Origin of the sequence: Rhodococcus sp. C3V (assembly GCF_029269915.1) — a bacterium.
Classification (GTDB): Bacteria; Actinomycetota; Actinomycetes; order Mycobacteriales; family Mycobacteriaceae; genus Rhodococcus_F; species Rhodococcus_F qingshengii.
Map to the genome: position 1 here is coordinate 229,366 of NZ_JARJBE010000003.1, position 24,956 is coordinate 254,321.

General features: G+C 62.8%; 22 protein-coding genes. 9 read left to right on the forward strand and 13 right to left on the reverse strand.

The window, feature by feature from the left end:
- Positions 1–20 precede the first annotated feature (20 nt).
- The gene (locus P3G66_RS10020; protein WP_276116491.1) at positions 21–1,802 is read right to left on the reverse strand and encodes an ABC transporter ATP-binding protein; all 1,782 of its coding nucleotides are present in this window, start codon (positions 1,800–1,802) and stop codon (positions 21–23) included.
- On the reverse strand, positions 1,799–3,427 hold the full coding sequence (locus P3G66_RS10025) for an ABC transporter ATP-binding protein (RefSeq protein WP_276116492.1): 1,629 nt from the start codon (positions 3,425–3,427) through the stop codon (positions 1,799–1,801). The genes P3G66_RS10020 and P3G66_RS10025 overlap by 4 nt, the downstream gene beginning before the upstream one ends.
- Positions 3,428–3,627: 200 nt before the next feature.
- Here P3G66_RS10025 and P3G66_RS10030 point away from each other — a divergent pair, with 200 nt between their 5' ends.
- On the forward strand, positions 3,628–4,617 hold the full coding sequence (locus P3G66_RS10030) for an iron-siderophore ABC transporter substrate-binding protein (protein ID WP_047269643.1): 990 nt from the start codon (positions 3,628–3,630) through the stop codon (positions 4,615–4,617).
- Positions 4,618–4,638: 21 nt separating this feature from the next.
- Here the strand turns inward: P3G66_RS10030 and P3G66_RS10035 are convergent, their stop codons facing one another.
- On the reverse strand, positions 4,639–5,436 hold the full coding sequence (locus P3G66_RS10035) for an AraC family transcriptional regulator (protein ID WP_031332820.1): 798 nt from the start codon (positions 5,434–5,436) through the stop codon (positions 4,639–4,641).
- Between the two features lie 180 nt (positions 5,437–5,616).
- On the reverse strand, positions 5,617–6,336 hold the full coding sequence (locus P3G66_RS10040) for a hypothetical protein (protein WP_003945935.1): 720 nt from the start codon (positions 6,334–6,336) through the stop codon (positions 5,617–5,619).
- A 365-nt stretch (positions 6,337–6,701) separates the two neighbouring features.
- On the opposite strand from P3G66_RS10040, the gene P3G66_RS10045 reads away from it, so the two are divergent.
- Positions 6,702–7,343 (forward strand): hypothetical protein, encoded by a 642-nt coding sequence (locus P3G66_RS10045; RefSeq protein ID WP_047269642.1) that lies wholly within the window; start codon positions 6,702–6,704, stop codon positions 7,341–7,343.
- 88 nt (positions 7,344–7,431) lie between these two features.
- Here the strand turns inward: P3G66_RS10045 and P3G66_RS10050 are convergent, their stop codons facing one another.
- The 7 genes from P3G66_RS10050 to P3G66_RS10080 all read right to left on the reverse strand — a co-directional run bounded on the left by P3G66_RS10050 (position 7,432) and on the right by P3G66_RS10080 (position 13,330).
- Positions 7,432–8,124 (reverse strand): LpqN/LpqT family lipoprotein, encoded by a 693-nt coding sequence (locus P3G66_RS10050; RefSeq protein WP_276116493.1) that lies wholly within the window; start codon positions 8,122–8,124, stop codon positions 7,432–7,434.
- Positions 8,125–8,201: 77 nt separating this feature from the next.
- Positions 8,202–9,074, reverse strand: a complete 873-nt coding sequence (locus tag P3G66_RS10055; protein ID WP_065456158.1) for a biotin-dependent carboxyltransferase family protein — start codon at positions 9,072–9,074, stop codon at positions 8,202–8,204.
- 57 nt (positions 9,075–9,131) lie between these two features.
- Entirely contained in the window at positions 9,132–9,746 is a 615-nt protein-coding gene (pxpB, locus tag P3G66_RS10060) for a 5-oxoprolinase subunit PxpB (protein ID WP_083197630.1), read from the reverse strand.
- A complete protein-coding gene (locus P3G66_RS10065) occupies positions 9,743–10,504 on the reverse strand; it encodes a 5-oxoprolinase subunit PxpA (protein ID WP_214924146.1) in 762 nt (253 codons plus the stop codon). Before P3G66_RS10065 ends, pxpB begins: the two co-directional genes overlap by 4 nt.
- Before the next feature lie 34 nt (positions 10,505–10,538).
- Entirely contained in the window at positions 10,539–11,420 is an 882-nt protein-coding gene (locus P3G66_RS10070) for a metal ABC transporter permease (RefSeq protein ID WP_003945811.1), read from the reverse strand.
- Positions 11,417–12,295 (reverse strand): metal ABC transporter ATP-binding protein, encoded by an 879-nt coding sequence (locus tag P3G66_RS10075; protein WP_276116494.1) that lies wholly within the window; start codon positions 12,293–12,295, stop codon positions 11,417–11,419. The genes P3G66_RS10070 and P3G66_RS10075 overlap by 4 nt, the downstream gene beginning before the upstream one ends.
- Positions 12,296–12,379: 84 nt before the next feature.
- Entirely contained in the window at positions 12,380–13,330 is a 951-nt protein-coding gene (locus tag P3G66_RS10080) for a zinc ABC transporter substrate-binding protein (RefSeq protein ID WP_276116495.1), read from the reverse strand.
- Between the two features lie 139 nt (positions 13,331–13,469).
- Here P3G66_RS10080 and P3G66_RS10085 point away from each other — a divergent pair, with 139 nt between their 5' ends.
- A complete protein-coding gene (locus P3G66_RS10085; protein ID WP_007733995.1) occupies positions 13,470–14,558 on the forward strand; it encodes a LacI family DNA-binding transcriptional regulator in 1,089 nt (362 codons plus the stop codon).
- Positions 14,559–14,561: 3 nt separating this feature from the next.
- Here P3G66_RS10085 and otsB read toward each other — a convergent pair whose 3' ends face one another.
- Positions 14,562–17,102, reverse strand: a complete 2,541-nt coding sequence (gene otsB / locus P3G66_RS10090) for a trehalose-phosphatase (protein WP_003945932.1) — start codon at positions 17,100–17,102, stop codon at positions 14,562–14,564.
- Positions 17,103–17,189: 87 nt separating this feature from the next.
- Complete coding sequence (gene kstR, locus P3G66_RS10095) at positions 17,190–17,828, reverse strand: cholesterol catabolism transcriptional regulator KstR (RefSeq protein ID WP_003945752.1); 639 nt, start codon at positions 17,826–17,828, stop codon at positions 17,190–17,192.
- Positions 17,829–17,922: 94 nt separating this feature from the next.
- Between kstR and P3G66_RS10100 the strand changes: the two genes are divergently transcribed.
- From P3G66_RS10100 to P3G66_RS10125, 6 genes are all read left to right on the forward strand, one after another.
- The gene (locus P3G66_RS10100) at positions 17,923–20,085 is read left to right on the forward strand and encodes an acyl-CoA dehydrogenase (protein WP_211921429.1); all 2,163 of its coding nucleotides are present in this window, start codon (positions 17,923–17,925) and stop codon (positions 20,083–20,085) included.
- An 83-nt stretch (positions 20,086–20,168) separates the two neighbouring features.
- Complete coding sequence (locus P3G66_RS10105) at positions 20,169–21,209, forward strand: acyl-CoA dehydrogenase family protein (protein WP_050657065.1); 1,041 nt, start codon at positions 20,169–20,171, stop codon at positions 21,207–21,209.
- Positions 21,194–22,345, forward strand: coding sequence for an acyl-CoA dehydrogenase family protein (locus tag P3G66_RS10110; RefSeq protein ID WP_058227266.1), 1,152 nt, complete (start codon positions 21,194–21,196; stop codon positions 22,343–22,345). The genes P3G66_RS10105 and P3G66_RS10110 overlap by 16 nt, the downstream gene beginning before the upstream one ends.
- Before the next feature lie 7 nt (positions 22,346–22,352).
- The gene (locus P3G66_RS10115) at positions 22,353–23,345 is read left to right on the forward strand and encodes a bifunctional MaoC family dehydratase N-terminal/OB-fold nucleic acid binding domain-containing protein (RefSeq protein ID WP_276116601.1); all 993 of its coding nucleotides are present in this window, start codon (positions 22,353–22,355) and stop codon (positions 23,343–23,345) included.
- A 2-nt stretch (positions 23,346–23,347) separates the two neighbouring features.
- Entirely contained in the window at positions 23,348–23,788 is a 441-nt protein-coding gene (locus P3G66_RS10120; RefSeq protein ID WP_276116496.1) for a MaoC family dehydratase, read from the forward strand.
- Positions 23,785–24,954: a lipid-transfer protein gene (locus P3G66_RS10125; protein ID WP_003945661.1), complete on the forward strand. Its 1,170-nt coding sequence runs from the start codon at positions 23,785–23,787 to the stop codon at positions 24,952–24,954. Before P3G66_RS10120 ends, P3G66_RS10125 begins: the two co-directional genes overlap by 4 nt.
- Positions 24,955–24,956 lie beyond the last annotated feature (2 nt).

Genomic DNA, 24,956 nt, shown 5'->3' on the forward strand with positions numbered 1-24,956 from the left:
CGGGTGAGTCTGGCGGGGTTCTAGCTCCGTACCGACCAGGCTTCCCACAGTGCAGCGTAGGAACCGTCCGCGCCGATCAGTTCGTCATGTGTCCCGCTCTCGACTACGCGGCCACCGCTCATGACGAGTATGCGATCGGCGCGGACTGCTTGGCTCAGCCGGTGTGCGATCACCACGGCGGTCCGGCCGGTGACTGCTAGCTCGGCTGCCTGATCGAGTAGACCGGCTGCGGTGGTTCCGGCTTCGGCAGTCGCCTCGTCGAGGATGACGACGGGAGGATCGAGCAGAGCCAGTCGGACGAGGGCTATGTGCTGTGCCTGCGCCGCCGTCAACTGGTACCCACCGGCCCCGACCCTGGTCTCGAGTCCGTCCGGAAGCTCATGAATCCATTGAGCTTTCATCGTGTCGACGGCTTCGGCGATCTTCGCATCGTCCGAATCTGGTGCACACAACCGGAGATCGTCGGCGATCGTCCCGACGAACACGTGAACTTCCTGGCTGACGAGGACGACTTCGTGCCGAAGTTCGGCATCACTCAGGTCGTCAATCAGTGTGCCGTCGACGGTGATTCGCCCGTCCCCGACGGGAATGATGCCGGCAATCAGTTTGGCGAGCGTGGTCTTTCCGGCGCCGCTGCTTCCGACGACGGCGATTCGTTCCCCCGGTGCGATCGAGATCGAGATCGAATCGATCACCGGGGTGGAGTTGTCGTACGAGTAGGAAACCCGGTCCACCTCGACGCCGATGGGTTCGGACCGAGCCGAGGCAGGAATGCTCGTGGGCCGCCCGGGCATCGCGGTGACTCCGATCAGGCGAGCCAGGCTGGCACCCGCATCCTGCAATTCGTCGATGTTCGAGAGAAATACCGCGATGGGGCTGAACAGACTGTGGAAGTAGAGGGCGGCGGCGGTAGCGGCCCCGATGGACACCGAGCCTGTGGTCACGAGCCAGTAGCCGACGCTCAGGACGGCGGCCAGTCCGAGCAGTTCGGCGCCGTTGAGTTGGGCGAAGAAGTTGGTGCGCAGGCGAACTGCCTGCATGTCGAAGCTGATGGCGTGCTCGGAGGTCTCGGCGATTCGGCCGATGTGCTCGTCTGTTCGCCGCAGGGCAGTGACAGTGCCTGCGCCTCCGAGAGTTTCGATGAGCTGTTGTCCCCGCCTGGCCTGCGCAGCGCGAGAGCGTCGGTAGACGGGTCCGGAGCGTCGGAGGAAATGACGAAGAGCGAAATAGTGAATCGGCGCAACGGCAACGATTGCCACGGTGAAGCGCCAATCGATCACTCCCACACCGACAAGCGTCAGTGAAATCATGAACAGGGCAGACACGGTGGCGGGTAGTACTCGCGCGATGACGGTGTTTACCGCTTCGACGTCGCCCGAGACCCGGGAAATCAGATCACCGGTTCCGGCATCCTCGACCAGTGACGACGGCTGCGCGAGGGTGGCGGCGAACACGTCCTCGCGAAGATCGGCCAGCACGTTCTGCGCGACGTTCGCCAGAAGCTGTGTGCTCCAACAGGTCAGCGCAACTCCTGCTGCCGCTGCGCCGAGCATGAACGCGGTGATACGCAGGAGTGAGGCAAACGGTTTGCCCTCCGTGACCGCATCGACCATGAGTCCGAGCAGTGCCGGGGTGGACAGGCCGCAGGCCGTAGCAGAGAGAAGCACGACGGTCGTGAGTGCGAGCGCTCGCTTGCGTGGCCGAAGCAGTGCGATCAATGCGCGGACGGTCTGCTTGGTCGACGCGATCGGCAGGGCAGATACAACCGGAACAGCAGATGCATCCGGAAGGGTATCGGTCACAGCGACTCTCCCTCCCGAACGCCGTGGTCGATCGTGACGACACGGTCACACGAATGGAGCAGGGTCGGGCTCGAGGTGATCACCAGAATGGCCTTGTCGGGGAAGTTTCTCAGGGAGTGTGCAATTCGATGCTCGGTGACAGAGTCCACGGAAGTGGTGGGTTCGTGGAGGACCAGGATCGGCTGGGGTTGATGGAGAGCGCGGGCGAGGAGAAGGCGTTGGCGTTGACCTCCGGAGAGTTTCTTTCCTTGCTCGCCTACCTCGGAGAGGTGGCCGTCAGGCAGATGCGTCAACACGTCGTCGAGCGCAGATGACGTCATTGCCGACGAGTCGACGTTCGGTGCAGCCAGATTGTCGAAGACGGTGCCGGTGAACACGGTTCCTTCATGGGCGGAGACGAACACCTGATCACGAACTCCGTCCGGGCCGAGGTCGGTTGCATCGGTGCCGAATACGAAGTAAGAGTCGGGGGCGAGCGGGGTCTGATAGGCGAGTTGTCGTGCCAGTCGGTCGGCGGAATCGTCAGCGCGCACACCCACCACTTCTCCGCGGCGAGCTGAGACGACGGTTCCGTTGTCCGTCGAAATCAATAGGGCGTCTTCAGTTCTGGCAGGTTCGGTCGCGGCCGTGGGGGCCAGCGATTCGATCAGGTGTGGCTCGGCCAACAGTTCGGACAGTCTGCGCGCGGAACCTCGCTTGGCAGCGAGTTCGGCACCGAAGAACCCCAGCGTTTCCATCGGACCGGCAATCACTCTGCTCAAGCCGACAACGGTGACGAAGTTGCCCACGGTGATCGTGCCTTGATGCGCCATCCACGCGGCTCCAAGCGCAACCGAAGCCAGCACCAACGCGGAGACCCCGGAATTGAGCGCGGTCAGGCTGGACATTGCTCTGACCGTCCGGATCGCTGCCTTCATCGACTCCCGGCTCGCGTTGACGTATCGCGACAGGGCGGTGGGTTCAGCCCCGAAACCCTTCAGTACCCGCAGTCCCAGCGTGAAATCCGTTGCAAGCATGCCTGCCTCGGCTGCCTTCTTCTGCTCTGCATACACGCGCTCGTCCAACGGACCGCTGATCTTGTGGATGAATATGAGCTGCGCAGCGGTGATGAGTACGACGATCAGTGCGAGCGGCCACGAGACGAAGGCAAGCGAAATCACTGCCGCGGCGAGCCCCGCAAATGCCGAGCCCTGTTCGGCGACAACCCAGGAGAAGCCCGAGATGTGTGAGGCATCCGAGGTAGAGATGGTGAGAACTTCACCGGTCGAACGCTGAGCTTTCATCCCCCTGGCATCGAGTATTCGTCTGGCAGCATTCAGTCGTAGGTCGTGTTCGCCGTAGACGAAGACCTGCGTGTTCAGGCGAACTGCGATGCGCCACGACAGAGCGAGTCCCACGAACAGAGCACACAGCACCGCAAGCCACACGAGAAGTGCTGTGCTGTCGGACTTTCCGATTGCCCGGTCGACGACGGTGCCGATCAGCACCGGGATGAGGGCTTGAGCTACCTGATACGACGCCTGCCCGGTGACGGCTGCAACCAGTCGCGGGCCGCGTCCGGAGGAGAATGATCCGACTCGGATCATCTCCATCGGACCGGAACGAGTTTCGGGCAGCGCTGACACTCGTGAAACTCCTCGCCCAGATCTGAACACTCGTTGTGCAGTTCTACGGTAGAGCCGGTGCGAGTGCGGAAAGTGCTCGCAGATGCCAAGGGCTACGCGGCAGCGGACAGATGGAGTATCGACACCCCATTACCGGGATCGGGTCTCGATATACCTGGCTGGTCGAAACAAAGTACGTTTGCGAAGAGAGCTGACAGAAGATGAAGAGCACTACCCGAATAGTGGCTGCGTTGGCCGCGATTGCCCTGCTCGCAGGCTGCCAGAGCAGCACCGAGTCAACAGCGTCGGAGGGCACGACGCAGTTGGCTGAGGCCGGCGCGCTGCCGGTCACCGTTGATCACGCGTACGGGTCGACCACCATCGAGACCGAACCTCAGCGGATCGTGACGATCGGCTGGAACAGCCAGGATTCGGTCCTCGCACTGGGCAAGACACCCGTCGCCATGGAGTCGTTCAGTGGGGCAGGCTTGGAGAACGGCATCCTGCCGTGGGACGAAGAATTGTTGGGCGATGTCGAACCCACGTTGCTCGACAGCACGTCCGGTGTGCCGTTCGAGCAGATCCTGGCGTTGGAGCCGGACGTGATCATCGCAGTGGTCTCGGGAATCACCGAAGACGACTATGCACGTCTTTCCCAGATCGCACCCACCATTCCGTTCAAGGAGACCGCATGGGCGACCACGTGGCAGGAACAGTTGTCGACCATCGGATCAGTACTCGGCCAACCGAAGCGGGCTGCCGAGCTGATCGAGGAAACTGACGATTCCATAGCCGACCTGGCTGCCGGATCCCCCAATCTGAACGGGAAAACCTTGACCTTCCTCTCGGGAAACATCGACGGCCTCACCAATTACTGCGCTGACGACGGCCGAGTCATCCTGATGTCCCAGCTCGGACTTGAGCAGTCGGCCGGAAGCGCAGAGCTGTGCGGCGACACCCAGGGGTCGGTGACTGCATCGCGCGAACAGTACAACGAACTGGACGCGGACGTGATCGTGCTCAACGACGCGAGTGGTCAGGGGCTACCCGGATTGATGGGGGACAAGTTGTTTGCCGACCTGCCGGCAGTCAAGGACGGCAGGCTGATTCAGCAGCTCGGTCTGGCGCGAGTCATGGCCTTGGCGTCACCCACGTCGCTGAGCGTCAAATATGCTTTCGCGGAACTGGTCTCGAAGATGAACGGGTTCTGACCCGCTGATGAAACTGACCAGCTAGGCTGACAACTCGCACGCGTCCGAGTAGTAGTTCTTCGGTGTGCGTCCGGTGACCTTGCGGAACACGCTGGTGAAGGCGCTGGGGGTTTCGTATCCGACGCGACGGCTTACCGTCGAAACAGGAACGCCCGCAGCGAGATAGGACATCGCAGCGCGGACGCGAACTTGAATTCGCCACTCGGTGAAGGACATCCCCGTGCCTTGAGAGAACACGCGGCTCAGGGTGCGGGGGCTTCCGCCGACCACGTAGGCCCAATCGGCAAGCCCGCGTTGATCGGCGGGGTCGGCGATCAGGCGGCGTGCGACGGCGAGGGCCCGGGGATCGGCGGGCATCGGTACTGCGACATCAGCCGCCTCGATGGGCGCGAGCGTGTCGAAGACTACGGATTCGGCGCGCAAGCGAGCCTCGGTAGGCATATTTCGCTGGTGCAGATGGATGAGCATCGTCTTGACGACGTCGTCGATGCCGATGATCGCGGGTTTTGTCCACGGGTGGGGGAACGACTCGGGCCGGAAATAGGTGAAACGAGCCTCGGTGGATGCGCCGAGCGTGATGCGCCGTGGAGTTCCAGCCGGAATCCACATGCCGACCGTCGGTGGTATCTGCCAACGAACGTCGTCGATGTACGCGCTCATCTCGCCGGAAGCGCCCCAGAGGAGTTCGTGTTCGGGATGGCGGATCTCACGCCACGCGCGCTTCTGATCACGCCCGATGGTGGACGTCGTCATCGAGAAGGGGAGCGGAACGTACCGGCCTGCCGGCACAGCCCAGTACGGAAATCCTGTGGAACTCATCGGTGGATCATACCGCGAATGACTTAGGTAATGCTTTCCTATTTGATTCTTTGATGCAGGCGCGACGGAGTGTGATCGCCACAAAAGATCGAGGGTGGCACCGAGTCCGAAGACTCGATGCCACCCTCGAACACATTCCCCGACGGAGTGTTTACAGGTGGAGCAGGCGGAGCGAGTGAATCAGCTGCCGTTGGCCAGGACACCGCTGATGATGTCGGAGATGAAGCCGGCCGGGTTGTCGAGGATGGAGGATCCGGCCGAACCGGTTCCGCCCTCGCCGTCAGAAGAGCCGAAGCCCAGATCTGCCGAGCCCGATGCGGCCGCCTCGCCGGGGTTCTTGGCGCGGATCTTGGCGTAGACGCCGCTGATGTTCTGTTCGGTATTGAACGTCGAGATACCGATCGAGCTCGACATTTCCTGGTACGAGCCGATCGGTGCATCGTCGGCGACGAGGTACTGCGCCTCGATCGTCACGGTCTTGCTTCCGGTGGGTGAGATCAGCCAGCCGGTGCTGGGCACATTCACGGTTCGGGCGGCAGTGTCAACCGAAGGCGTGACGGATTCGGTCTTCTGACCGCCGATCAAGTGCCACGCGTTGACCGTTGCCGTGCCCTGGATGTACTTGAACGTGGCGGGGTAGCGGTCGACGAACTGGTCGACGTAACGCTCGGGGTGGCCTGTTGTGGAGATGACCGTGCGCACGGTGACTTTGCCGCCGGGTGCAACTTCGCCGTCGCCCACGATGCTCTTGGTGATTCGGACGTTGGAGGAGTTGACCGTTGCCGCGGACGGGTGGGTGGCATCGGCGCTCGCGGTGCCTGCGGTCATCACGAGTCCGCTGGTGGCAAGTGCAGCGATTGCGATTCCGGTGAGTGTTTTGCGCATTGAAAAACGTGACATGAAATTCTCCGTTCGAGGGGTTCACGCTGACGGCGATGGGATGACTCTTCAAAGGTTGCGCCGCGGTAACCATTGAAACCTATCGGACGCTTGCCTATGTATCAGTTCGGCAGAATTTGCGGAAAAGTCCGAATTAAGAGGACTTTTTCGGTGTCGATTGCCTGCCGTTAACTGATTGTCGACTATTTCGACGAAAAGCTGGGCGAATGTCCAGGTCGACTGTATCGTACTTCGAGAGTCGGGTTGCAACAAGTTCCAGTGATCAATGAATTCGGTTGTCCTGGAACCACACAGAGTGGAGATTGTTCGTGGCAAAGTTTGGATCCAGGAATCGTAGTCTGTCCACCGTTGGAGCTGGTTTGGGGGTGATTGCTCTTGCTGTGGGCGCAAGCGCGCTGGGTGCGGGAGTCGCGACTGCCGAGACAGCAACTTCCGGTGCCTACACATTTACTCGCACCGTGGACAATGCGTCGCCGAAGATCGGTGACACGATCACCTACACGACAGTGTCGAAGAAGAGCGGAATCGACGGGTATATCAGCAGGTTCACCGAGACGCATGCCGCATGCTTGACCTTTGTCCCGGGCTCGGCGAAGGTCACGAAGTTTCACGTTGGCGGGACGATGACCGAAACCACTGAAACGCCGGAACTGACAGCCACGACGCTCGAGGTGACCAGTGCCGGCTGGATCAACAACGGCAGCAAACCGGTGACCATGAAGACCAGCTACACGGTTACTGCTTCGTGTGCGCCGGGAACCGTGTACGGAAGTGGATTGGCGGTAGGTGCCACGGTGATGGGCAACGGATTCCAGTCGAGTGCGAATTTCGCCAACTTGGGCCCGTCCATCACTGTCCGCGCCGCGGATGTGGTCGATCCGGTTGACCCGGTCGATCCCGTTGATCCGGTTGATCCCACTGGCCCCGGAACCGGTGGCGGAATCGGATCGCTCGGCTCGTTGAGTGGTGGCCTCGGTTCCCTCAGCGGCCTGTTCGGTTCGAGCTAGGCGAGAGTTGTGAAACGGCGGGCCGAGACTGTCGTGGTCTCGGCCCGCCGCGGTTGTTCGGTGATCGGGTATTCAAACCATCAGGTGCTCAGCCGAATTCGATCGAGGTGTTGATTTCTTCCACCTGGTTGGAGGTCTGCATGTTCGTCGTGTCGGTGAACTGGTTTGCAAAGCTGACCAGGTAGACCGGCGAGTTGTCGTCGGCTTGGTAAGCGACGACCGTCATGACGGCGTAGAGCGGAACGTCCAGGTTTGGGGCGGTCCAGGTTCCGGAGAGGCGGAAACCCTGCTGTCCGTCGACGTCGATCTCGGTGTACTTCACCTCGGTCCACCCGTCGAGAGTGGCGATCGTTTCACGCGCAGCGGCAAGAACCTCGTCTTTTGTTGCGGTGCCCTGGTTTTCGACCGTCACCGTGGTGTTCGGCATGAAACCGCTGGGTTCCTGGCTGTTGCTGGACAACGCGTCCGTAACGCCGGCAGGGATGTTCTCGCCGTGAGTCCAGCTCGGCGGGAGGCTGACGCTGATGCTCGGCGCTTCGGGGTCGTCGCCGGTTTCGATCGTCGTCCGCTCACCGATGTACGGTGTTCCGTCCCGTAAAGTCGGCGTCGCGGCAGCGGCAGACGACGAGGATGCAGAACTTTCGGAAGCAGTGGTCTCACTGGTGTTGGTATCACTGGAGACGGCGTCGCCGCTTTCCGAACTGCTGCATCCGGACAAGACGAGTGCAGCAGTGATCAGTGACGCTATTCCGAGAGCAAGTGTGCTGCTCTTAGGGCTCATAGTGTGACAGTCCTTCAGGTTCTGGCGACGGCCGAGCGCCGCCGGCAGCATTGCTGGCGCGGCTGAGACTATCAGCGCTACGACGGCCGAGTAGTGGCCTTGAAGGTAATGGTGCTGCCGGGCCGCAGCTGTGCCAGCGACGCAATCCCGGCGTCGGAAACGACGGCGATGACCGGGTATCCGCCGGTCACGGGATGGTCGGCGAGGAACACGACGGGCTGGCCGCCTGGTGGCACCTGGATGGATCCCGTCACGACGCCTTCGCTCGGCAATTCCTCGGTGCGTGAGCGATGCAAAGGCCCTTGGCCCTGTAACCGGACCCCGACTCGGTTGGTGTGTTCGGTGACTTTCCACGTGGTGTGAAGGAGCGCGTGAACGGATGCGGCGGTGAACCAGGAATTTCGGGGGCCGAGCGTGATCTCGATCGGAACTGCGCCGAGTGCAGATGCCGGCGGTGGAATCAACTCTTCGGTGGGCCACGTCCCTTCCTCGGCCCCGAGGAGGACTAGATCGCCGGCGGCGAGCGGCGGCGGTCCGAGTCCGGAGAGCGTGTCGGTGGATCTGCTTCCGAGTACCTGCGGGACGTCGACGCCACCGCGTGCAGAGATATACGTTCTCAACCCGGTTGTGCTGTAACCCAATTCGAGAATGCTGCCACCACCCAGATGGATGCTCGCGTAGTCAGGTGCCGGCCGTCCGTCGACGGCCAGCGGCACCCGCGCGCCTGTCGCTGCCACCGTCATCGAACCGACGGCCCGCATAGCGAAACCGCCAGCGGTGACTTCGATGGTTGCTGCTCGAAAAGTGTTGCCTACGAGTCTGTTGGCGCTGTCGTGCGAGATCATGTCGACGGCGCCGGATCTTCCGACCCCGAGGGCGCCGTAGCCTCTCCGCCCGCGGTCCTGAACTGTGGCGAGCGGGCCGGTACGCACAACCTCGAGCCAGGCCATGAATCCATTGTCCCGCAACAGCGCGGTGAAGACACCAAAATCATGCTTGCACCAAAATCATGCACGAACAAAGGTGACTGTGGTGCCGGGTAGAAGCAGCGCCGGCGGGCGGCGCTCGGCATCCCACACCGACAGTTCAGTCGTTCCGATCAACTGCCACCCGCCTGGGGAACTACGCGGGTAGACGCCCGAGAACGGTCCGGCCAACCCGACTGCACCGGCCGGGACCTGCCTGCGCGGGTCCGATCGACGTGGAACTTCGAGCTTTCTCTCGTTGCTGGTCAGATACGCGAAGCCGGGGGCGAAACCGATGAACGCGACGGTCCACGACGCAGACGTGTGAGCATCGATCACACCGTCGACCCCGAGGCCGGTCAGCTTGCCCACCTCTACGAGATCGGGGCCGTCGTAGCGGACCGGAATCTCGACAGCAGACCCGCTCTCGTCTGCTGTGAGTTCGATCGGTACGGCCCCACGTACCCATTTCTCCACCAGTTGGTGCGCGGTGATCGTGTTGTCGTACTCGATCAAGATGGTTCGCGCCGCGGGAATCAGGTCGATCACTCCGGGGATCCGACTGGCGTCGAGAGCCCTGAAGTTGCCCAGCACACTCGGCAGTTCGTCGTACTCGACGAGGACTGCGGATTCACCGGCGGGCAGGATCGTGATCATGTGAACGGCGTGATCTCGACGTCGGAAGATTCGAGGAGAGCACGGATTGCCACGGCCATGTCGACGGCTGCCGGACTGTCACCGTGCACGCACACCGATGCGGCAGCGACTTTCAACGTGCTCCCGTCGACTGCGTCCAACTCGCCGTCGACGACCATTCGCCGAACCCGTTCTGCAACAAGCGTCGGGTCGTGCAGAACGGCGCCCGACTCGGTGCGGGGGACCAGGGTGCCTTCCGCCGTGTACGCACGATCGGCAAAAGCCTCGGCGACGATCTCGAGGCCGGCCTCGCGCGCCTCTTCCAGAAACACCGAACCCGGTAGTCCGAGAACAGGTAGCGAACTGTCATAGGCAACGACGGCGGCGACCACGGCCCGCGCCTGCCGTCGGTGATGGACTATTGCGTTGTAGAGCGCGCCGTGGGGTTTGACGTACGTGACCCGCGATCCGGCGACGCGAGCCAAACCGTCGAGTGCCCCTATTTGATAAATGACGTCGGCGGTGAGGTCCTTCGGGGAGACGTCGATGAAGCGTCGGCCGAAACCGGCGAGGTCTCGGTACCCCACCTGCGCGCCGATCCGGACGCCGCGGGCGGCGGCGGATTCGCAAGTCGCCAACAGCGTTGTCGGGTCGCCGGCATGGAATCCGCAGGCGATGTTCGCGCTGGTGACAAGTTCGAGCATGGCGTCGTCGTCGCCCAGGGTCCAGGCTCCGAAGCCCTCGCCGAGGTCGCTGTTCAGATCAACGCTGTAGCCCATACCTCGATTCTAGGTAGGTATGGGCTCTCGGTGTTCAGGCGTGCGCCGGAATCCGTCCGGCATTCTTGCGACGTGCGGATCCGAAGAGTCGGCATATCAGGTAGATCACGAACGAGACCGAGGTGACGAAACTCGAGACGGGAACGCCGGGGGCCAGCGAGAGAAGGATGCCGCCGACGGCTGCCAGTTCGGCGAACACGACGGAGAGGATCGTGGCCTTGAGTGGGCTTGCCGTGACGTACGCGGCGGCCGCTGCGGGGGTGATCAGCAGCGACATCACCAGCAGAGCACCGACGATCTGTACGCCGAGTGCTGCGGTGATGCCGACCAACACTGCGAACACGATCGACAGTGCCCGGACCGGAACACCGCGAGCTGCAGCAACTTCGGGGTCGGTGCTTGCGAACAGCAAAGGGCGGTAGATGAATCCGAGTGTGCCGATCACGATGACCGCGCACAGCAGCAGAAGTTCGAGACCGCTGTTTCCCGGCGCCACGATCTGTCCGACCAACAACGAGAAGCTGGTTCCCGTGCGACCGTCGTACGCCCAGAGGAACAACACCGACAGGCCGAGGCCGAAAGCCATGATCACGCCGATCACCGAATCTCGGTCGCGCGCTTTGGCTCCGAGCAGTCCGAACAGCACTGCCGCGACCACGGATCCGACGATGGCACCGAAGCCGACGCCCACACCGACGAGAAGTGCGGCGGATGCGCCCGTCAGTGACAGCTCACTCGTTCCGTGCACCGAGAACGACATCTGACGGCTCACGATCAGCGGCCCGATGATGCCGGCCAACAATCCGAGGATGGCACCGGCAATCAACGCCTGTTGGACGAAGTCGTACTGCAGTAGGTCGACGGTGGCGGACACGTCGAACATCCGCGACATCGCGTCGGTGAACTTGTTACTCACTGGTGGTGATCCTCATCAGAATGGTGAACGCCTTCTCCCGGGCGTAGTCCGCCTGCGCTGCCGAGCGCGTCGATGGCGTCGCCGGTGCCGATCACGACGAGGCGGCCACGAACCTGCAACACTTCGACGTCGGTGTTGTACAGATCCGAGAGAACCTCGGACGTCATCACTTCGGCCGGCGTCCCGATCCGGAATTTACCGTCCACCAGATAGAGCACTCGATCCACCAACGGCAGGATCGGATTGATCTCGTGCGTCACGAACAGCACCGCGGTGTCATGGCTGCGCCGCCGCTTGTCGATCAGCGTCGAGACCAGGTGCTGGTTGGCGAGGTCGAGGCTGAGCAGCGGCTCGTCGCACAACAGTATCCGCGGGTCGCCGACCAAAGCCTGTGCGATCCGCAGTCGCTGCTGCTCACCGCCGGACATGGAACCGATGGGAGCGTCGGCGAACGACTGGGCGCTGACCTGTGCGATGGCGTCGTCGACGATCTTGCGGCGACGACCCCGACGCAGTAGGCCCGTACCCCACTGGTGACCGTCGACGCCGAGGCCGACCAGGTCGCGGCCGCGGAGCGGGAGGCCGTCGTCGATCGATTTCTGCTGCGGGATGTACCCGACGTGTGAGTTCCCGGCCCGTGCCGGCGTGCCGACGATCTGTGCACTACCGCCGCTGAGTTGTAGTTGGCCCAGCAGAATCTTCAGGAGCGAGGTCTTGCCCGACCCGTTCGGCCCGAGTACGGCGATGAACTCACCTGGCTGTACCTCGAGATCGAGCCCGTCCCACAATGTGCGGGCGCCGAAGGACAATCGAGCGTCCTTCAGCGTCACAGCGGGCACGGAGGCCGCTGAAGTCGCGGTGTTACCAGAAGGCACGGTGTTACCAGGGGGCACAGGAGTATTCGCGGAAGTTTCTGTCACAAGCCGATCGGTTCTTCTCGGAAATGGTGGGGCAAATAATTACTGGGCAGAGAGGGCGTTTGCGAGCGACTCCGCGGTCTGCGTCTGCCACTGAATGTAGTCCAGGCCCTCGGGGAGAGTCTCCGTAACCTCGACGACGGGCACTCCGGCGGTTTCGGCTGTGGTGCGCATGTCCTGGGTCACTTTGTCCTGCGTCTGGATGTTGTAGACCAGTGCGCGGGCCTGCTTCTCCGAGAGGAGTTGGCGGGTTGCGGCGATTGCGGCCGGTGACGGATCGTTGCCGTCTTCGATGGCGCTGGTGAACTCCTCGGGAGTTGCGTCCTTCAGTTCAGCTGCGACCAGGAGGTAGTGCGCGATCGGCTCGGTCTGAGCCACCGGTGCGCCCGCGTGGGCAGCGGCGATGGAATCGGTGATCGCTGTGACGCCGGCGAGCTTCTGGCTGTATGCCTTCGCGTTGTCCTCGTAGGTCGCCGCGTTGTCCGGATCGAGAGCGCTCAGCTGATCGGCCACCGAATGTGCGACGGCGTCGACGGTCGGGATGTCGAACCAGACGTGTTCGTTGACTGCGCCGTGGGTGTGACCGTCATGCGATTCGCCCGCGGTTTCGCCGGCGTGGATGCCGCCGTCGAGCAGGTTGTAGGCGTTGACCGTCTTCTGCTCGCCCTTGCCTGCGTCGAGGACGTCGGTGATGAACTGGTCGTAGCCGCCACCGTTGTAGACGACGAGCGATGCGTCGGTGATCTTGGCGGCATCGGCGGGAGTCGCTTCGAACGAGTGCGGGTCCGCGGACGGCTCGTTGATGATCGACGTCACGGTCAGCTTGTCGCCGGCGACGGCCTGCGCGACGTCGCCCCACACGTTCGTCGATGCGACGACGGTGATGCCGTCGTCCTTCGAGGAGGTTGAGTTGCACGCGGTGAGCGCGAATGCTGCGGCGACCGAGACGGCCGCGAGGGCGGTGGCGGTGCGGAATTTCGACGACGAACGCACGTGCTTTTCTCCTGAACAAAGGCTGGGCTAAATGCTATTGGAAACCGTTACCGTTACACATTAGCGCATAGTCGCTGGTAGTTCACCTTCGGTTCAGCCCCAACGCGCCGTCTGCGGGCACTACGGCTAACGTCCGTTTATGCCCCGGTCCCGTCAGCCACGCCGCCAAGCCACTTTGGCGTCGCTTGCCGCCGAGCTCAATGTGTCGAGAACTACAGTCTCGAACGCGTACAACCGACCCGATCAGCTCTCCGTCGAGCTGCGGGATCGAGTGCTCCAAGCGGCCAAGCGACGCGGATACCCCGGACCTGATCCGGTCGCCCGCTCCTTGCGAACTCGCAAAGCCGGTGCCGTCGGTCTTCTGCTCACCGAAGCACTCAGTTATTCGTTCCGTGACCCGGCCGCCATGAGCTTCCTTGCCGGTCTCTCGGAATCGTGTGAGGACGCCGGCCAGGGCTTGCTGCTCATCCCGGCCGGGCCCGGCCGCGACGAGGTGGATGCTGCAGCCGTGGTCCAGCAGGCGGGCGTCGACGGCTTTGTCGTCTACTCCGTGGCCGACGACGATCCGTATCTTGCTGCCGTGCTCGAGCGTCACATTCCGATCGTCGTCTGCGACCAGCCGCGCGAGATTCCCGGTGCATCCCTCGTGGGCATCGACGACCGCGCTGCCATGCGCAAGGTCGCCGATTACCTCATCGGGCTCGGCCACCGCGACATCGGCGTGCTCTGCATGAGGCTGGGGCGCGACCGGATGGACGGCGTGGTCAGCCAGGAACGACTCAAGTCCCCGCACTTCCACGTCCAGCGCGAGCGGATCGAAGGAGTGCGCGACGCGATGGTGGCGTCCGACATGGACCCACTCTCACTCACGGTGATCGAGCGGTACGTCCACACATCGCAGTCCGGGCACTCGGCGGCGGCGGAAGCTCTCGCGACCAACCCCGAGATCACCGCACTGGTCTGCACCACCGATGTGCTGGCTCTCGGCGCCTTGGACTGGGCGCGCTGGCAGGGCATAGATGTACCTGGCCAACTGTCGATCACCGGATTCGACGGCGTCGACGAGGCGCTGCGCGAATCACTGACAACGGTGCGCCAGCCCCAGGAAGAGAAGGGCCGGCGCGCCGGTGCGCTCCTGATGTCGCCGTCCGGATCCGGCGTTCCGATAGTCGAGATGCTCGACACCGAACTACTGGCCGGGCGAACATCAGGTCGGATCAAGGGGTAGCGCTCACGCCAGGAGTTGGGCGCAGCGCAACAATCCCAGATGGCTGTACGCCTGGGGGTGGTTGCCCAGTGAGCGTTCCGCGATGGGGTCGTACTCCTCCGCGAGCAGTCCGGTGGGACCCGCTGCCGCGACCAACTGGTCGAACAGCGCCTCTGCTTGCAGGCGTTGCCCGATCAGTAGGTATGCCTCGACGAGCCAGGCGGCACAGAGATGGAATCCACCTTCTATGCCGGGCAGGCCGTCGTCGTGATGGTAGCGGTATACCGTTGAGCCGCTGCGTAGTTCGGCCTCGGTGGCTACGACGGTTGCAGCAAAGCGCGGATCCGTCGGATCGATCAGCCCCGACAGTCCGATGTGCAGAGTCGCCGCGTCGAGATCGGTACCGTCGTAGGCTGCGGTGTACGACTGGACGTCGTCCTTCCAGCCTTTGTGTCGTACTTCGTCGGCGATCTGGTCACGCAGTTCCGCCCACTCGGGCAGGGCCTCGCGAGAAAAGCGGGTCGCAAGATCGACGGCGCGGTCGACGGTGACCCAGCCCATAACCTTGGAATAGACGTGGTGGCGCGGGTTGTCGCGAATTTCCCAGATGCCGTGATCGGGTTCGAACCAGCGCCGCTGCACTGCTTCGACCATGGCGCACACCAGTTCCCAGTCGCGGTCGCTCAAAGGATCGGGATCACCGGCCTTTTCGCGTGCATTCGCCAGTTCGACGATGAGCTCGACGATCGGGCCGAACACGTCCAGTTGAACCTGCTGATTCGCGGCGTTTCCGACGCGGACCGGCCGGGAGCCGGCGTATCCGGGGAGTGAATCGATGACGGCCTCTGGCGGTAGCGAAGTCCCGTAGAGCGTGTAGAGGGGGTGCAGGCGCTCGGGTCCCGGCAGTGTTTCGAGCACGCGGTGGACCCAGTCCAGGTAGTTCTCGGCCTCGTCGGTGGATCCGACGCTCACGAGAGCTGTTGCGGTGAGGGCGGCGTCGCGCAACCAGCAATAGCGGTAGTCCCAGTTGCGGACTCCGCCGATCTCTTCCGGCAGGGATGTTGTGGCGGCGGCCATGATGGAACCGGAATCGGCATGAACCAGCCCGCGCAAGGTCAGTGCAGAGCGTTTCATCAAGTCCGGCTTCAGCTTCGGGAGTTCGAGCGTCTTGGCCCAATCGGACCAGTAGGCCTCCGAGGTCGCTCGACGCTCGAGTTCCGGAACGTCGGACGGGCCGATTTCTTCTGTTCCGCAGCGCAATTCGAGGACGACGTCACCCTTGGACGGCTCGACGATGGCGTGGGCGGTCTGCTGGTTTCCGTCGGTGGCGATGTTCCACAGCACACCGGGGGAGCGGAGTACGTACGGCTCGTTGGTGCCGAGGACCCGAATGCCCTCGTCGACGACCTCGAGCGTGACCTGACCCTGGCCGAACTCGGGACGGGGTGCAAACGAGACGATCGCGTCGGCCTGACCGGAAATGATGCGGGTCAGGTCGGTTCGTCCCTGTGGGACGTCGTGGGGGAGGTAGTCGGTGACGGACAGGCTCGCCCAGCGGGTCTGAACTGTCATCGTGCTGTCGATGTACTTCTGGCTCAGCGGCAAGGCTGTGCGTCGAGGCCCGACCGAGAAGTGGCCGGCCCCGGTTCCGCCGAGAAGGTGTGCGAAGACGGCCGCTGAATCCGGTTCCGGGTGACACAACCAGGTCAGCGTCGCATCCGGGGTCACCAAAGCGACGGTGCGCGGACTGGCGAGCATCGAGAGTCGCTCGATGGGCGGAGCGTCGGCGCCGGAAAGCCACGTACGACGCTCGTCGAGCAGGAACGCCAGAGCGGCAGCGACGTCCTCGGTGCTGTCGACGCGATAGTCGGCGACGGTGTCCCCGCTGCCGACCTTGATTCCGATGTCCGGCCCCTGAAGCCTGCTGAACGCCTTTTCGTCGGTCACGTCGTCCCCGATGAAGACGGCAGCGGTTGCGCCGTCCTGATGGCGAATCAAGTCGAGTGCGTGGCCCTTGTCGGTGGCGATGACAGCCAACTCGACCACCGATTTGCCCTCGGTGACCTGAACGCCTGGCCAGAGTGCCGATTCGGTGCGGACGGCGATGAGCGCCTTCTCGGCGTCGTCGGCACTGGTGTTGCGTACGTGCAGTGCAACGCTGGCGGGCTTCTTCTCCACCGTTGCCCCAGGGGTGTCGGCGGCGATTCGGCCCAACTCGGTGACGATCTCGTCGAGCAGTTTCCTGGCGTCGGCGTCGATCGCGTGAACGAATCCGATGTCGAACTCGGAGCCGTGGCTGCCGACCAATTGCACTTCGGCGGGAAGTCGGGACAGCGCAGCCAGATCCTTGAGGGCGCGGCCCGAGATCACGGCAGCCGTCGTCGACGCGAGGCTGGCGAGAGAGCGAAGCGCACGCACCGTTTCCGCCCGGGGATACGCCTTGTCCGGGTTGGCGACGATGGGTGCCATCGTCCCGTCGTAGTCGGAGGCTACGAGCAGACGCGGCGTGCGTGCCACGCCTGACAGCGCTCGGCGGAGTTCGATGGACAGATCTTGTGCGCTCACCTCTTCAAATCTAGGTGATGCAGCGACTCCTGGCTCGATACGTTTCCGGCCGATCAGTGCAAAAATGACAGATGCGACAAAGGATGTCTATTCGGGTTTCCGAGTTCCGTCACCGAGCAGCAGTTCAACCGTCAATTCCAGTCGATTGGCGACATCGGTAGCCGAAGAGCGTCGCGTGAGCCATGCCACCAAATTGGACAGCCACACATCGGAGATCACGCGCGCGATCGCCAACTGCTCTTCGGTTGGCTCCTCTTCGGTCATCGCTCGTGCGAAGAGGCGGTCCATCAACTGGCCCACCTGATCGACCTCGGCCGCTGCGGAGGCGTCGGCGAACATGAACGCGCGAGTCATCGCTTCGGTGAGGAGCGGATCGCGCTGCATCGCGCGGGTGATGAGGCTGAGGATCAGCTGCATCCGCTCGAGCGGGCTGGTTCCAGGTGGGATCTTGCCCTTGGAATCGATCTTCTCGAATTCGCGTGCCAGGGCGGACACCAGTAGGTGAACCTTGGACGGGAAGTAGCGATAGAGCGTTCCGACTGCGACGTCGGCACGCTCGGCCACGGCGCGCATCTGAACAGCCTCGTAGCCCCCCTTGGACGCCAAGGCGAGTGTTGCGTCGAGAATCCGCTTGCGGCGTTCACGTTGCGCGTTGGAGCTGAGATCGTCGTCCCCGAGCGTTGCAGAAGCAACCGCGTTGGAGCGGGATCGGGATGTTGTGGTCATCGACAAATTCCTTCGCGCCTTGACTCTTGGCCAGGTGTCATATTAGAACACGTTCTAAACAATTGTGTCACTTATCGAGAGGCGGGAACCAGTTGTGACAATCGCCACGACCGATGAACAGCGGGCGGTCCAGGAATCGATAGAGGCCTGGGCTCGCTCGGCCACGCCGATGGACATGGTACGCCGTGGACCAGCAGTTTCGTGGCGGGAGAAATGGTCCGAGTTCGCGTCTCTCGGGATATTTTCGGTCGCCGTTCCCGAAGCGGTAGGCGGAGCCGGGGCCGAAATCGTCGATCTCGCAGCAATGCTCGAGCAGGCGGCAATCGAACTCGTGCCGGGTCCTGTTCTCACGACTGCACTCGCAGCTCTGGTGGTGGGGCGTAGTTCGTCGCCCGCTGCCAAGCGATGGTCCGAAACGCTCGCCGACGGTGCGCTGCCGTGTGCCGTCGTATTGGACGAAAGTCCAGTTGCGGCAACGGTGAATGCGTCCGGCGGCATCGAGCTTCATGGCGAAGGAGGTTACGCCTGGGGCGGCGATTCGGGCGTATCGGTACTCGTGTCGGCGGGCGTCGTGTCCGAAGACGAAGGCTCGCGTGTCGTCTGGGCTCTCGTCGACGGAGACGGCGAAGGCGTGACCTACGAAGCGGTCGACACGATCGACAAGTCGCGACCACTGGCGCGAGTCTCCTTCGATCGAGTGACGGTCGATGCCGACCGAATCCTCGATGACATTGCGCCAGGATCGGTTTCCGACCTAGCGGCGGTACTTGGGGCTGCCGAAGCTGCCGGAATTGCGGCGTGGAGCCTGCGTACTGCGGTGGAGTACGCGAAGATTCGCGAACAATTCGGAAAGCCCATCGGCTCGTTCCAGGCGATCAAACACATCTGCGCCGAAATGCTGTGTCGCGTAGAGAATGCCGGAGCCGTCGCCTGGGATGGTGCGGTCGCTGCCGAGTCGGGCGACGAACTTCCGATCGCCGCAGCAGTGGCCGCCGCGGTGTCGCTGGATGCCGCTGTCGACACGGCAAAGGACTGCATTCAAGTGCTCGGCGGCATCGGATTCACCTGGGAGCACGAGGCGCACTTCTACCTTCGTCGAGCACTGTCGCTCCGGCAGATTCTGGGCGGATCGTCTCATTGGCGCGCACGCGTCGCGGAATTGACGATCGGCGGCGCACGGCGTCACCTTCAGATCGACTTGAGTGAGCTCGAATCCGACCGGTCCGAAATTCGCGAAGAGGTAGCGCAATTGGTGGCGCTGCCCGAATCCGAGCAGCGCAACGCGTTGGCCGAATCGGGCTACCTTGCGCCGCACTGGCCCAAGCCGTACGGCCGGGGCGCCAAGGCCGCGCAACAGATTCTGATCGAAGAGGAATTGGCGGCCGTCGGTATCGGCCGACCCGATCTGGTGATCGGCTGGTGGGCAGTGCCGACCATCCTCGAGCACGGCAGTGCGGAGCAGATCGAAAGATTTGCGACTCCGACGCTCAAGGGCGAGATCACCTGGTGCCAGCTCTTCAGTGAACCCGGCGCAGGTTCGGATCTTGCGGCACTGCGGACGACCGCGGAAAAGGTCGACGGCGGTTGGAAGCTGAACGGCCAGAAAGTCTGGACTTCGCTTGCGCGTGAAGCTGACTGGGCCATCTGCCTCGCCAGGACCGATCGCGAGGTTCCCAAACACAAGGGCATCACGTACTTCCTTCTCGACATGAAGACGGCTGGGATTCGGATCTCGCCGCTGCGCGAGATCACCGGAGATGCCCTGTTCAACGAAGTCTTCCTCGACGACGTCTTCGTCCCGGACGAGTGCGTCGTCGGCCAGCTCGGTGGAGGCTGGAAACTGGCCCGAACGACCCTCGCCAACGAGCGGGTCGCAATGAGCGGTGGCTCTTCGCTCGGCGGTGCGATGGAGGAATTGCTCGAGCTGGCCGGCGACCCCGATCCTGTGGTGGCAGACAAGCTCGGTGGGCTGATCGGAACCGCCATGGTGGGCTCACTGCTGGAATTGCGCACGACACTGCGGCAATTGGACGGTCAGGATCCGGGTCCGGCGTCGAGCGTCCGCAAGCTGGTGGGCGTGCGCCAGCGTCAGAATGTCGCGGAGTTCGCCATGGAATTGGGTGGTACTGCCGGGTGGGTGGAGGGCCCGCTTTCGCGTGAGTTCCTCAACACGCGATGCCTGTCGATTGCCGGCGGAACCACGCAGATTCTGTTGACCGTCGCCGCGGAGAGAATTCTGGGCCTGCCCCGTGATTAGACGGCGTGAGTAGAGGCCTTTAGAAATGTCCACGTTGGTGATACAACTAGAACACGTTCTACATCAGAGACAGGATTGCCAGCGTGGACTTCACTCCCGATGAAACCCAGGAAGCGGTAGCCGAGGTGGCTACCGCGCTCCTTGCCCGCGAACTGGAGCCGGACGCGCTCTGGGCGGCATTCGCCGATGCCGACCTGCTCACGCTGGCCCTGCCCGAGCGTCTGGGCGGCGAGGGACTCTCCGTCGCCGACGTCGGTTCCCTCCTCGTCGAGGTCGGCCGGGCCGCCGCTCCAATTCCGGCTCTCGCAACCCTCGGCTTCGGTGTACTCCCCATAGTCGCACTGGGGACCGACGCTCAACAGGACGAATTGCTCACCGGAGTCGGCGCCGGACGGGTGTTCACCGCGGCGCTCGGTGAGCCGGGTCAGCAGTTCCCGGCACAGCCGTCGACCACCGCCCATCAGTCGGGCGACTGGTATCGCGTCAGCGGGACGGTGCTTGCCGTTCCCTTCGCGGCGAGCGCACACAGAATTCTTGTGCCCACCGACGCCGGAGTCGTTCTCGTCGATCCGACCGCCGCCGGCGTCGCATTGACGCCGACTCCCAGTGCGTCCGGCAGTCCGGAGTTCGCAGTCACCATGGACGAGGCAGTCGGTGAACTTCTCGGTGCCGGCGAGGAAGCCGTCCAGACGCTGTACCGGATCGCCACGGCAAGCATCGGAGCCGTTGCAGACGGTTTGGTGTCCGGCGCCGTCGATCTCACTGCGGCACATGTCGGCTCGCGTGAGCAATTCGGTAAGCCGCTCGCCACGTTCCAGGCAGTCTCACAACAGATAGCCGACGCGTACGTCACCTCCCGGACCCTTCATGTCGCGGCGTTGTCGGCGTCCTGGCGCGTGTCGGAGGGCCTGGACGCCCAGTCGGACCTCGACGTCATGGCGTACTGGATCGCCCAAGAAGTGCCTGCCACGATGCAGGTGCTTCACCACCTGCACGGCGGTCTGGGCGTCGACGTCACGTATCCACTTCATCGTTACTACTCGACTGCAAAAGACCTGGCACGCCTGCTCGGCGGTGCTTCGCAGCGACTCGACCTCGTGGGGGCCCGGTGTTCATCGATCTGACCGACAGTCAGCGCGCATTGCAAGCTGAACTTCGACGCTACTTCTCGACGCTGATCTCGCCCGAAGAGGCCAAGATCATGCGCGTGGAGCGGCATGGCCCTACCTATCGCGAGGTCATCCGTCGTATGGGCAAGGACGGCTGGCTCGGCGTCGGCTGGCCGGTGGAGTTCGGCGGACGTGGGTTCGGTGAAGTCGAGCAGCAGATTTTTGTCAACGAGGCTGTGCGGGCGGATGTCCCACTGCCTTCGGTGACGTTGCAGACCGTCGGCCCGACTCTGCAGAAGTACGGCAGCGAGGAGCAGAAGCAGAAATTCCTGCCCGCGATCCTCGCCGGTGAAGTGCACTTCGCGATCGGCTACACCGAACCGGAAGCCGGCACCGACCTTGCAGCACTGCGCACTTCGGCGGCACGAAATGGTGACGAGTACGTCGTCAACGGCCAGAAGATTTTCACCACCGGCGGGCATGACGCCGATTACGTGTGGCTCGCCGTGCGGACAGGGTCTGCCGATTCAAGGCACCGCGGCATCTCCATCCTGATCATGGACACCAAAGATCCCGGCTACACCTGGACCCCGATCATCACCTGCGACGGTGCGCATCACGTCAACGCCACCTACTACGAGGACGTTCGCGTTCCGGCGAACATGCTTGTGGGTGAGGAGAATCAGGGCTGGCGCTTGATCACGACGCAGCTCAACCACGAACGCGTCATGCTCGGTCCGGCAGGTCGTGTCGCAGGGATTTACGACCACGTCTTCGATTGGGCCAAGCGTGAAAACCTGCTTGATCACGTTGACGTACGACGCGCGCTCGGTGAGATTCACGCGACGTATCGCCTCAACGAACTGCTCAACTGGCAAGTGGCGTCGAGTGATTCGGAGTCGGTGGATATCGCCGACGCTTCGGCAACCAAAGTGTTTGCGACCGAGCGTATCCAGCGGGTCGGTCGACTGGCGGAAGAGATCGTCGGGCGGTACGGAAATCCGATCGATCCCGAAACTGCTGATCTCATGGAGTGGCTGGACATGCAGATCAAGCGCAACCTGGTGATCACCTTCGGCGGTGGAGTCAACGAGGTGATGCGCGAATTGATCGCCACCGCCGGCCTGAAGCTTCCTCGCGTTCCGAGATAGGAAACAAATCGTGTCAGATCCCATTCTCACTGCTGCCGAGCGGGTTCGAGAGGACGGGCCAAGCGCTCCTCGCGCCGGCCGGGACCCCGTGAACCTGCCGATGATCCGCAACTGGGTCGAGGCGATCGGTGACGAGAACCCGATCTACGTCGACGAATCGGCTGCCCGCGCCGCCGGACACGACGGAATAGTCGCGCCGCCGGCGATGGCGCAGGTATGGACGATGCGCGGTCTGGGGGCAATTCGAGAAGCCGACGATCCGTTGGGACGGATGACGGACATTCTCGACGAGGCCGGATTCACGTCCGTCGTCGCGACCAACTGCGATCAGATCTACCACCGCTACTTGAAGCCGGGTGAAGAAGTCACCATCTCCTCGGTGTTGGAAGACGTTGTGGGACCCAAGAAGACAGGTCTTGGTGAAGGATGGTTCTTCACTACTCGCAGCTTCTGGCGGGTCGGCGAAGAACTGGTCTCGGAGATGATGTTCCGGATCTTGAAGTTCGCGCCGCCAGTCAGCGAGAGTTCCTCCACTGACGTGCCTGCGGACCTGGACGCATCTCGAATGCTGCGTCCGACAGCAGCCCTCGACACGCAGTTCTTCTGGGACGGTGTCGCCGCACACGAGTTGCGTATTCAACTGCGTGCGGACGGTTCGGTACAGCACCCGCCGGTGCCCGCGATCTGGAAAGACAAGTCGGAGCAGACCGACTACGTGGTGGCGTCAGGTCGGGGAACGGTCTTCAGCTTTGTCGTTCACCACGCCCCCAAGGTTCCTGGTCGGTCGTTGCCGTTCGTCGTTGCCCTGGTCGAACTGCCTGAGGGTGTGCGGATGCTCGGCGAATTGCGCGGCGTCGATCCGTCGAGTGTGTCGATCGGAATGGAGGTGGAGGCGATCTACCTCGACTTCCCCGGAGACGACGAGACCGGGGGAACTCCCTGGACTTTGTACGCCTGGCAGCCGGTTGGGGCTTCTGCGGTTTCTGCGGGGAAGGAGTGACGATGACTTCGACGACGGATATCACTGTGGGAGAGGTTCTTCCGCAGCTTTCGATTTACGGCGACCCGACGTTTGTGGTCTCGGCGGCGCTCGCTACCCGCGATTTTCAAGATGTTCACCACGACCGCGATCTCGCACAGAAACGCGGCTCGAAAGACATTTTCGTCAACATCCTCACCGACACCGGCTTGGTGCAGCGATTCGTGACCGATTGGGCCGGACCGCGGGCTGTACTCACGTCGATCAAACTCCGCCTCGGAGTCCCCTGGTACGCCTACGACACCTTGACGCTCTCCGGAACGGTGACCTCCTACGACGAGGATCTCGTGTCGCTCGCGGTGGTCGGCAAGAACAGCCTGGGAGATCACATCACCGCACAGGTCACACTGGCATTTCCGGCGTCGGGCTCGAATGGAGACAGTGAAAACGGAGACATTGAATGAGCGCATTGTCCGGCAAGGCAGCGATCGTCGGAATCGGAGCCACGGATTTCTCGAAGGACTCCGGTCGCAGTGAACTGCGACTGGCCGCCGAGGCTGTTCAAGCCGCGTTGGACGACGCCGGTCTGACACCCGCCGACGTCGACGGTCTTACCTCGTTCACCATGGACACCAACACCGAAGTGGCAGTAGCTCGTTCGGTGGGGATTCCGAACCTCAAGTTCTTCAGCCGCATTCACTACGGAGGCGGTGCCGCTGCGGCGACGATTCAGCAGGCCGCCATGGCTGTTGCCACCGGCGTCGCAGACGTCGTCGTCGCTTACCGCGCGTTCAACGAGCGATCGGGTGCCCGTTTCGGGCAGGTGAACTCCGGCCTTGTGGCGCAGGTCAATTCGTCGGGCACGGATAACGCTTTTTCCTATCCTCACGGATTGGGTACTCCTGCATCGTTTGTCGCGATGGTCGCGCAGCGATACATGCACGTATACGGAGCGTCCAGCGAGGACTTCGGTCGAATCGCCGTCGCGGACCGTAAGCATGCAGCCACCAATCCGAAGGCGTTCTTCTACGGAAAACCGATTACCCTCGAGGACCATCAGAATTCGCGGTTCATCGCCGAACCTTTGCATCTTCTCGATTGCTGCCAGGAGTCCGACGGCGGCATCGCGATCGTCGTCACCTCGGCAGAACGAGCCAAAGATCTGAAGAACACCCCCGCCGTTATCGCAGCGGCCGCACAGGGCAGCGGGGCAGATCAATACATCATGACCAGCTATTACCGCGACGGTTTGACCGGCTTACCGGAGATGGGCCTTGTCGGCGATCAGCTCTGGTCACAAAGTGGGCTGCGCCCGTCGGACATGCAGACGGCGATCTTCTACGACCACTTCACGCCCTATGTTCTGATGCAACTCGAGGAACTCGGTTTCTGTGGCAGGGGAGAGGCAAAGGACTTCATCGCCGGTGGCGCAATCGAACTCGGCGGCAAGCTTCCGATCAACACCCATGGTGGACAGCTCGGCGAGGCATACATTCACGGGATGAACGGTATCGCCGAGGGTGTTCGGCAGATCCGCGGTACTTCGGTCAACCAGGTCGACTCCGTCGAGAATGTACTGGTGACTGCGGGAACGGGCGTTCCGACATCGGGGCTTGTGCTGACTCGCTGATT